This is a genomic window from Mesorhizobium sp. M7A.F.Ca.CA.001.04.2.1, assembly GCF_003998485.1.
Taxonomy (GTDB): Bacteria; Pseudomonadota; Alphaproteobacteria; order Rhizobiales; family Rhizobiaceae; genus Mesorhizobium; species Mesorhizobium ciceri.
In genome coordinates this window covers 56,076-65,862 of the sequence record NZ_RZQT01000025.1, presented here as the reverse complement: position 1 = coordinate 65,862, position 9,787 = coordinate 56,076, and the positions used below count along the sequence as shown (strand labels likewise).

General features: G+C 63.0%; 7 protein-coding genes. 3 read left to right on the top strand and 4 right to left on the bottom strand.

The genetic code is table 11. The features are described 5' to 3' along the window. Positions 1-272: 272 nt before the first annotated feature. On the bottom strand, positions 273-2,027 hold the full coding sequence (locus EN955_RS10895; protein ID WP_024503358.1) for an ABC transporter ATP-binding protein: 1,755 nt from the start codon (positions 2,025-2,027) through the stop codon (positions 273-275). 169 nt (positions 2,028-2,196) lie between these two features. Between EN955_RS10895 and EN955_RS10890 the strand changes: the two genes are divergently transcribed. Continuing rightward, positions 2,197-3,498, top strand: a complete 1,302-nt coding sequence (locus EN955_RS10890; RefSeq protein WP_024503359.1) for an amidohydrolase family protein — start codon at positions 2,197-2,199, stop codon at positions 3,496-3,498. A 153-nt stretch (positions 3,499-3,651) separates the two neighbouring features. Beyond that, the gene (locus EN955_RS10885; protein WP_024503360.1) at positions 3,652-4,575 is read left to right on the top strand and encodes a DMT family transporter; all 924 of its coding nucleotides are present in this window, start codon (positions 3,652-3,654) and stop codon (positions 4,573-4,575) included. 7 nt (positions 4,576-4,582) lie between these two features. Here EN955_RS10885 and EN955_RS10880 read toward each other — a convergent pair whose 3' ends face one another. Continuing rightward, positions 4,583-5,485: a phosphotransferase family protein gene (locus tag EN955_RS10880; protein ID WP_024503361.1), complete on the bottom strand. Its 903-nt coding sequence runs from the start codon at positions 5,483-5,485 to the stop codon at positions 4,583-4,585. Between the two features lie 103 nt (positions 5,486-5,588). Here EN955_RS10880 and EN955_RS10875 point away from each other — a divergent pair, with 103 nt between their 5' ends. Further along, complete coding sequence (locus EN955_RS10875; RefSeq protein ID WP_024503362.1) at positions 5,589-6,221, top strand: class I SAM-dependent methyltransferase; 633 nt, start codon at positions 5,589-5,591, stop codon at positions 6,219-6,221. Position 6,222: 1 nt separating this feature from the next. Here the strand turns inward: EN955_RS10875 and EN955_RS10870 are convergent, their stop codons facing one another. Together EN955_RS10870 and EN955_RS10865 are read right to left on the bottom strand one after the other, a co-directional pair. Beyond that, a complete protein-coding gene (locus EN955_RS10870; protein WP_024503363.1) occupies positions 6,223-8,676 on the bottom strand; it encodes an FAD-dependent oxidoreductase in 2,454 nt (817 codons plus the stop codon). After that, complete coding sequence (locus EN955_RS10865) at positions 8,673-9,560, bottom strand: phosphotransferase family protein (RefSeq protein ID WP_024503364.1); 888 nt, start codon at positions 9,558-9,560, stop codon at positions 8,673-8,675. Before EN955_RS10865 ends, EN955_RS10870 begins: the two co-directional genes overlap by 4 nt. Between the last annotated feature and the right edge of the window lie 227 nt (positions 9,561-9,787).

The window sequence follows — 9,787 nt, the reverse complement described above, 5'->3', positions numbered from 1 at the left end:
GAAAAGGAACGCCCGCCAGGACCCATCACCTTCACCCAAGGCCTCAGACGCTTCAACGCCATCGTCGACGGCTTCGTTCTCGCCTCACAAAAATGAACCCGAAGCAAATGTGTGCGCACGCTAGCCCCTGTGGGAGAAGGTGTCGCCGCAGGCGACGGATGAGGGGTGTTCCAGAGAACACCGATGTCTCACTCCGCTGGAACACCCCTCATCCGTCTCGGCGCCGCGCGCCGATCCACCTTCCCCCACAAGGGGGGAAGGGAAGAGAAGTGCTACGGCATCAACTGATACTCATAGAGCTTCTGGTAGAGCCCGCCCTGCTGGAGCAAGGTCTTGTGCGGGCCGCTTTCCACCACCTTGCCGGCTTCGAGCACCACGATCGTGTCTGCCTGGTGCACGGTCGACAGACGGTGCGCGATGACGATCGTCGTGCGGCCTTCCGTCAATTGCTGCAGCGCGTCGCGGAACAGCGCTTCCGATTCGGCGTCGAGCGCGCTGGTCGCTTCGTCCAGCAGCAGGATCTCCGCATTGCGTAACATGGCGCGTGCGATCGAGATCCGTTGGCGCTGGCCGCCCGACAGTAGGCCGCCATTCTCGCCGACATCCGTCTCGTAGCCTTTCGCCTGCGCGCTGATGAAGTCATGCGCGTTGGCCGCCTTGGCGGCGGCGATCACCTCATCGTCGGTCGCACCCTCGCGCCCAAGCCGGATGTTGTGCATGATGGTGCCGGCAAACAGGAACGTATCCTGGCTGACATAGGCGATCTTTTCCCGCAGCGATGCGAGCGTCGCATGGGAAATATCATGACCGTCGAACAGCACCCTGCCGCTCTGCGGATCATACATGCGCATGATCAGGTTTAGAATCGTCGACTTGCCGCCGCCGGAAGGCCCGACCAGCGCCGTCATCTTGCCGGGCGCAAGCGTCAGATCGAACCTGTCCAGCACCGGCGGCCCTTTCTGATAAGCGAAGTCGACGGCGTCGAACCGGATCTCGCCCGGTCCGGCCAGAAGCGGCTTCGCGTCCGGCTTCTCGACCAGAGTGAGCGGCTGGTCGGCGAGCTCGAACATCATACGCACGCCGACAATGCCGCTTTCCAGCGATATGCGCACGCGCGCAAGGCGCTTTGCCGGCTCATAGGCAAACAGGAGTGCCCCGATGAAGGCCATGATGTTTCCCGGCATTTGGCCGCCCTGCAAGACCAGGAAGCCACTGACGAAGATGGCCCCGGCAATTGCCAGCCCGGCCAGCGTCTCCATCACCGGGCTTGTCGCAGCCTCCAGCGTCGCGATGTTGTTGGCCCGGTTCTCGACGTCCGACACCGCTTTGTACATGCGGTTGCGCATTGCGCCTTCGAGGTTGAAGGATTTGACGACGCGCACGCCGATTGCCGTTTCCTGCATCACCTGCACGATCTGGCCGACCGAGCGAAACTCCATCGCGGCGAACTTGCGAACACGTTTCAGGATGCGGTTGACCCCGTAGATAGCCAAGGGGCCGACGACGAAGCAGATTATAGACAAGGCTGGCTGCTGCCAGACCATGACTCCTACCAGGACGACCAGCGACAACAGATCGCGCACATAGGACGTGACAACGAGGTCGAGCACGTTGCGTGCCGCCTGCGCATTGTTGGTCATGCGTGTGATCAGGTCGGACGACGAGGTCGAATGGTAGAATTCGATGCCTTGCGCCAGGATGCGGTCGTAGATCTTGCGCTGGCGGTCGGCGATGATGGCGTTGCCGACACGGCTCATGAAATAGGCCTGAATGAAGTTGGCGAGGCCCTTGAGGATGAAGATCGTGGCGACCCCGCCCGCAATCAGGTTGACCCGGTCAATCCGCTTGAAAACTACGAATTCGTCGGTGATCTCTTTGAGAATCCAGGCGCTGGCGCCGGTCGTGGCGGCCACCACAAGCATCGACAAGATCGCGGCGCCGTAGCCAAACCTGTGCTGATAAAAGGATTCCCGGATCAACCTCGCGACGAGGCGCTGGTTTTCCGTCGAGCGGAAGAAACGAAACAAACGGCGGATCCTTGAAACCGGGACAACGAAGGCGGCTTATAGAGGGAGTTGCGGCCGGATGAAACCATCCGCGGCCGCCGCGGACAAATCGCTGTTGCAAGCGGCATCGACGGGATGCGATTTTCAGCCTCGGCTATATCAGATGATTCTTTTGACGGGATGACGACGGATGGATTTCGACCTTATCGTTCGCGGCGGCACACTGCCTGATGGCAGGGTTGCCGACATCGGCATCAACGGTGAGACGATCGCGGCGATCGAGCCCGTTCTCCAGGGTTCCGCGCGGACGAAGGTCGACGCCCATGGCAATCTGGTCTCGCCGCCCTTCGTCGATCCGCATTTCCACATGGACGCGACGCTCTCCTACGGCATTCCGCGCATCAACGCGTCGGGTACGCTGCTCGAAGGCATTTCGCTGTGGGGCGAGTTGAAGCCGCTTTTGACGCATGAGGCGGTGCGTGATCGCGCGCTGGCCTATTGCGACTGGGCGGTGTCGATGGGCCTGCTCGCCATCCGCACCCATGTCGATGTCTGCGATGACCGCCTGCTGGCGGTCGAGGCGCTGCTCGAGGTCAAGAAGACGGTCGCTCCCTACATCGATCTGCAATTGGTCGCCTTCCCGCAGGACGGGTTTTATCGCTCTCCATCGGCGCGTGAAAACACCATCCGCGCGCTCGACATGGGCGTCGACATCGTCGGCGGCATCCCGCATTTCGAGCGCACCATGGCCGACGGCACGCGCTCGGTAACGGAGCTGTGCGAGATCGCGGCCAGCCGCGGCCTGATGGTCGACCTGCATTGCGACGAGACCGATGATCCGCTGTCGCGCCATATCGAGCAGTTGGCCTATGAAACGCAGCGTCTTGGTCTGCAGGGCAAGGTCGCCGGTTCGCACCTCACCTCGATGCATTCGATGGACAATTACTACGTCTCGAAGCTGCTGCCGCTGATCGCCGAGGCCGGCGTCTCGGTCATTCCCAATCCGCTGATCAACATCATGCTGCAGGGCCGCCACGACACCTTCCCGAAGCGCCGCGGCCTTACCCGGGTCAAGGAGATGCTGGCGCTCGGCATTCGCATCGGTTGGGGCCAGGATTGCGTGCTCGATCCCTGGTATTCGCTGGGCACCGCCGACATGCTCGATGTCGCCTTCATGGGTCTGCACGTCGCTCAGATGTCGAGCCCGGCAGAGATGGCGCGCTGCTTCGACATGGTCACCAACGTCAATGCCGCGATCATGGGCCTCGATCATCTCGGCCTGGCGGTCGGCAAGCGCGCCAGCCTGGTCGTCCTCGATGCCGGCAATCCGGTCGAAGCCCTGCGGCTGCGCGCCGAGCGCCTGTGCGTCATCGCCAGGGGCAAGGTGGTGGCGGAGCGGACGAAGCAGGAAACCAGGCTGTCCATCGGCGGAAGGCCGGGAATGGTGAACCGGCGGCACATATCCGGCTCCAATCAAAGAGATAGAGCATGATGTCGTCCGAAAACCGCTTCACACTTTTCGGCATCATGCTCTAGATACAGCCGATTCCCGGCGCTGGTCTTACCCATCGCCCGAATTCTCCTCGTCAAAGCCGCTGCTTCCGTCTACGACGCGGGCTTACAAGGGGGAGGAATCGGGATCGGCATGACGCAGCCCGTGGCGCAGAATTCGACGATCAGGAATGTGCTTTTGGCCGGCATTCTGCTGATGCTGGCCGGCGATTTCCTGTTTGCGCTGAACGACGCCATGGGCAAATGGCTGGTCGCCAGCTTCTCCGTCGGCCAGGTGGTGCTGATCCGCTCCATCGGCGCCTTCTTCGTGCTCGGCCCGATGATCGCCAACCAGGGCCCGGCCAAGCTGTTTCGCATGGAACGCCTGGAGCTGCAGCTGCTGCGGGTGGTGATGACCACGCTCGACACCGCGCTCTTCTATGCCGCCGTGGTCTATCTGCCGCTGGCCGATGTGATGAGTTTCTACATGGCGGGGCCGATCTACGTCGCGGCACTCTCGCACCTCTTGCTTGGCGAAAAGGTCGGCTGGCGCCGCTGGATGGCGATCCTGCTCGGCTTCTGCGGTGTGCTGATCATGCTGAAACCCTCGTCGGCGGCGTTCTCGCTGTCATCAGGCTTTGCGCTGGTGGGCAGTATCGCCTTCGCCTTCGCCATCATCCTCAACCGCCGGCTGCGTGGCACCAGCGACACCAATCTGGTGACATGGCAGACCATCGGCACACTGCTGGTCGGCGGCGTGCTGAGCATCGGCGCCTGGCAGACGCCGTCGGCGCTCGATCTCGGCGCCATGCTGCTGCTCGGCATCGTCTCCTGCGGCGCCCATCTGATGATCACCAGGGCGCTCAAGCTGGCGCCGGCCTCAACGCTGGCGCCGCTGCATTACACGCTGCTGCTGTGGGCGGTGGTGTTCGGACTGGTGTTCTTCGGCGACGTTCCCGGTCCGCGCATCCTGATCGGCTCGGGCATTGTCGTTCTTGCCGGCCTGTTCATCTTCCACCGCCAGAAAGTGGTCGAGACCACGGTGCCGCCCGAAAACGTGCCGAAGGGCGTGAATTAGTCCAGGCTCACCCCCGGCGGATCGCCGCCAGATGCCGTGAAAACTCGGACGTCTCCATCAGCGCCTTGCAGCGCGCGAACCGCCCGTCGGCATAGGCGCGAAAATCATCGACCGGGTTGTTGTTGGCGAGCTGGATCAGCCCCCACAGCGTCCACAACAGGTCGCACATCGCCTTGTAGATGACGATGCGGCCGCGCTCCGCCGGCCTCGCCTCGCCGCCGAAATAGGCGCGCATCATCTCTTCGTCTTGCGCCAGATCGAATTTACCTTCCACGGAGAGGTCGCCAAGGTCCCAGAGCGGGTCGTTCATGCCCGAATATTCCCAGTCGACGATCCACATCCGCTCGCCGGTGTCGAGGAAGTTTTCGCACAGCGGATCGCAATGACAGGCGACGAGAGGCAGCGGATGGGCGGCCAGCGCCGACCGCACGCTCTCGGCGTCGCGCACCACGTCATGATAGCCGGCGGGCAAGGCGATCTCCTTGGTGGACAGCACCTTGAGATAGTCGTCGATCATCGCAAACAGCTCGAAGCGGAAGGGAAACACCGCGCCTGAATTGTGCAGCTTGCGAAAGGCCTCGCCGGCGCGGGCTGGACTGCCCGGCCGAACCTTGAATTTCTCCTCCGACATGGTTTCGGCGCCGGCGATGTAGCGTGTCACCATCAACCCGGTGCCGGCATCGACATGCGCCACCTCGGGACTGACCCCTGCTTTTGCCGCTTCGCGTGCGGCCACCGCTTCGTTGGCCCGGTTGATGTATTCCTCGGTGCCCTTGCCAGGAATGCGCAGGCAGAAGTCGCCGGCCTTGAAGACGAGATTGGTGAGGCCGCCCAGCCGTTCCAGCGGCCCGCTGTAGCCGGCCAGCATGGGAATGGCGTCCAGTGCCGCACGCGCCTCGTCTGTAATCATGCCTGCGCCCCCACACACTGTTATTTGTCGCGGCAACGGTTCCACAATTTTCGCGCTTTGGCTATCATCACTGCGAGATCAAAAATTGGCGGACTGGATCAAAGTGGCGGACAGCAAACATCAGGGCACGCTTGGCGCGGCCTACGCGGCAAAGCGGCCCGAAGAGGTCGCCGCACTTTATGATCGTTGGTCGCAGACCTACGACGCCGACATGTCGGCCGCCGGCTATCGCCATCCGACGATCTGCCTTGCGCTGCTGACCCGCCATCTGCCGCGCGGTTCAGCACCGCTGCTCGATGCCGGGGCCGGCACCGGTCTCATCGGCGAATGGCTTGATATTGCCGGTTACCCGCAAGTCGAGGCACTCGATATTTCACAAGGCATGCTGGATCAGGCGGCCCGCAAGGGTGTCTATTCCGCGCTCCATTGCCTGGCGCTGGGCGGTCATCTGCCCTTTGCCGATGATGCCTATGCCGGAGTGATCTCGGCCGGCGTCTTCACATCAGGTCATGTCGGCGTCGAGGGGCTGGACGAACTGATCCGCATATGCCGGCCGGACGGCATCATCGTGCTGACGGTCAAGAACTCGCTGTGGGATCAGGGCTTCGCCACGCGCGTCGCTGAGCTCGAGGCGCAGGGCCTCGTCACCCGCGTCGAGGAAACGCGCCCTTATGTCTCGATGCCCGGCGAAGCCGACACCGTGCCCAGCCGCGGCCTCGCACTGCGCGTGACCTGACCTACGCTTTGACCCTCGCGCCTGCCGGGTCGTACATCGGCTCGAGGTGGATCTTGGCCGGCGTCCTCTCCATCGCAACCACCAGTTCGTAGTCGCCCGAGGCGAGAAAATCGTCGCTGACCCCGTCGGCGTTGCGCACGTAGCCGTAGCCGATGGTCTTGCCCAGCGTATAGCCATAACCGCCGCTGGTGAGATAACCGACAGGCTCGCCATTGCGCAGGATGGTTTCGCGGCCGAGCAGCACGATCTCGGGGTCGTCGACCGTGAAGCCGGCAAAGCGTTTCTTCATTGCCGTGCCGCTGGTCTTCTCCAGCGCGCGCCGTCCGATGAAATCCGTGTTCTTGCGCAGCTTGACCGCCCAGCCGAGCCCGGCTTCCTGCGGCGTGTCGTTGGGCGTGATGTCGGAGCCCCAGGCACGATAGCCCTTTTCCAGCCGCAGCGATTCCAGTGCCCGATAGCCGATCGGGCGGATGTCGTGCTTTTTGCCTGCCGCCATCAGCGCGTCGAAGACTTCGCCGGTGGCCGCGATGGGCACGTGCAGTTCCCAGCCCAGTTCGCCGACATAGGTGACGCGCAGCGCCCGAATTGTGTGGCCGGCGATGGCAATCTCACGCACATGGCCGAACGGGAAGCTCACGTTTGAGACGTCGGCTTCGGTCACGGCCGAAAGCACGTCGCGCGCCCGAGGACCCATCAGCGACAGCGTGCCGAAATCCTCGGTGACATCGACAAGCCTGGCATCGAGCCCTTCGCCGATATGATCGCCGATCCACGAGGAATCATGCGTGCGGAAGCCTGTGCCGGTGACGATGTAGAACTTCTCTTCGGCCAGCCGCGCCACCGTCAGATCGGCCTCGATGCCGCCGCGTGTGTTGAGAAGCTGCGTGTAGGTCAGCCGGCCGACCGGCTTGCTGACGTCGTTGGCGCAGACCCAGTCCAGCGCCTTCAGCGCATCGGGCCCGCTCAGCTCGTATTTGGCGAAGGAGGATTGATCGAAGATGCCGACTTTTTCGCGCACATGCCGGTGTTCGTCGCCGACCGCCACAAACCAGTTCTGCCGGCCCATCGAATAGATGTCCTGCGGCTCGACGCCTTCGGGCGCGAACCAGTTAGGCCGTTCCCAGCCGAGCTTCGAGCCGAACACGGCATTTTGCTGTTTCAGCCTGTCGTAGAGCGGCGAGACGATGCGCGGCCTCCCGCTGGCATACTCCTCATGCGGAAAGCCGATCGTATAGTGTTTGCCATAGGCCTCCAGCGTGCGGTCGCAGACCCACTGACGGTCACGGTGCAAATTAGCAAAGCGCCTGATGTCGACCACCCACAGGTCGAGCGGTGCTTCGCCATCGACCACCCACTGCGCCAGCACCCAGCCGGCGCCGCCGCCCGAGGCGATGCCGAAGGCGTTGAAGCCGGCGCCGACAAACATGTTGGCGCATTCGGGCGCTGTGCCGAGAATGAAATTGCCGTCCGGTGTAAAACTCTCCGGCCCGTTGATCATCTGCTTGACGCCGACGGTTTCCAGTGCCGGCACGCGCGCGATCGCTTGGCTCATGTGCTGCTCGAAATGGTCGTAATCATCGTCGAACAGCCTGAATTCCCAATCATTGGGGACGTCGCCGCCGGGGAGACCAGTAGCCCAGGCCTGCGGGTTCGGCTCATAGCCGCCCATCACCAGCCCGCCGACCTCTTCCTTGAAATAGGTGCGCCGGTCCGGATCGCGGATGGTCGGCGCGTCGGTCGCCAGTCCGTCGATCTTCTCGGTGATGATGTACTGGTGCTTCACCGGCTGCAGCGGCACGTTGATGCCGGCCATGGCGCCGACCTGCCGCGCCCACTGGCCGGCGCAGTTGACCACCTTGTCACAAGCAATGTCGCCCTTGTTGGTCTTCACCGCCGTGATGCGGCCGTCCTTCATTTCGAAGCCGATGACGCGGACATCCTCGAACAGTTTGGCGCCATGCATGCGCGCGCCCTTGGCCAGCGACTGCGTGATGTCGGAGGGGCTCGCCTGGCCATCGGTCGGCAGCCAGGAGGCGCCGACAAGATCGCCGGTTTCCATGAGCGGCCACATTGCCTTGACTTCCGCCGGTGATAGCAATTGCATGTCCATGCCGAAGCTTTTCGCCGTCGTCGCCAGCCTTTTGTACTCGGTCCAGCGGTCGGCATTGGTGGCGAGCCTGAGGCAGCCGGTCATCTTCCAGCCGGTGGCAAGGCCGGTCTCGGCCTCGAGGCCCTTGTAGAGGTCGACGGAGTATTTCAGCACGCGGGTGATCGAAGCCGACGAGCGCAACTGGCCGACAAGGCCGGCGGCATGCCAGGTCGAGCCCGAGGTCAGCTTGCCTTGTTCGAGCAGAACGACATCGGCTTTGTGGTCGCGCGCCAGATGATAAGCCGTCGAACAGCCGATGATGCCACCGCCGATGACGACGATGGCGGCCTGGGTCGGCAATGTCATGATTTCTGCATCCCGTACTTCGTTCTGTAGTTTTCCAGCGCCGTGTCGAGCCGGGCGAGGTTTTCCTCGGTGTAGGCGACGTAGTCGATACCGGGCGCGTCGAGATAGAGCTCGGACACCATGCTCCACATCGCCTCGCGCAGCAGCGAGGCGCATTGCATGGCCGCGTGCGAACGGCGGATCGCTTCGTCCGGTTCTTTCATGAAATAGGCGGTCAGAAAGGCGAAGGATTCCTCGTCGCTCATGCCGGCGTTGGAGGCGGCGCCTGCGAGGTCGAACATCGCCGTGTTGAAGCCGGCATATTCGAAGTCGATCAGCCACAGCCTGTTGCCGTCGTCGAGAATGTTGGCCGGCAACAGATCATTGTGGCCAAAGACGATCGGCAGCAGTTTCTGCGCGCGCTCCAGTTCGTCGGCCAGCGTCAGCAGGCGCGGCAGGTCGCTGCGCTTGCGGCTGCCGCCTTCTTCAAGCGTGCGCGCATAGTCGCGAATGACATGGAACACCCAGAACATGAAGCCGGCGCCGGAGACGTGACTGGGCATCTCCCGGTGAAAGGCGCGCATCAGGGCTGCGATGCGGCCAAGATTGGCGCGTACGTCCTCGGCGAGATAGGTCTTGGCGCCGAGAAACTCTGTGACCATGATGCCCGGTTCGGCATGGCGGACGGCCGGCGCGAAACCGGCGGCATGCGCCGCCCGCGCCGTCATCACCTCGCGCTCGCGAAAGACATGGTGGAACGGATAGTCCTTGCCGAAGCGCACGACATGTCGTCCCGCCGCGTCCGTGACCACATAATTCGCGTTGCTCAGACCGCCGGGCAGCGGTGCGATCTCGATGCCACCGGTCCAGCAGGGCAGGGCGCGGATGCGATCTTCGGCGGTCACGGAATCATCCCTGGTTTGCTGGGCTTCGACAAGGCGCCGTGAACAGCGCAACGACGGCGGGGAGAAACGTAAATAATCTCGTCGGTGCGGGACGCCAGGATCGGTATCCCGCACCGCACCGACGAGCCCCTTGGCCAGGTTTTTGAGCCCGGCATCCGCCCCCGCGGATCTGAAAATTCCTTGTACAGGCACGTTCCAAACGGCCTGATCGCTGAGTTGCGGCTCTG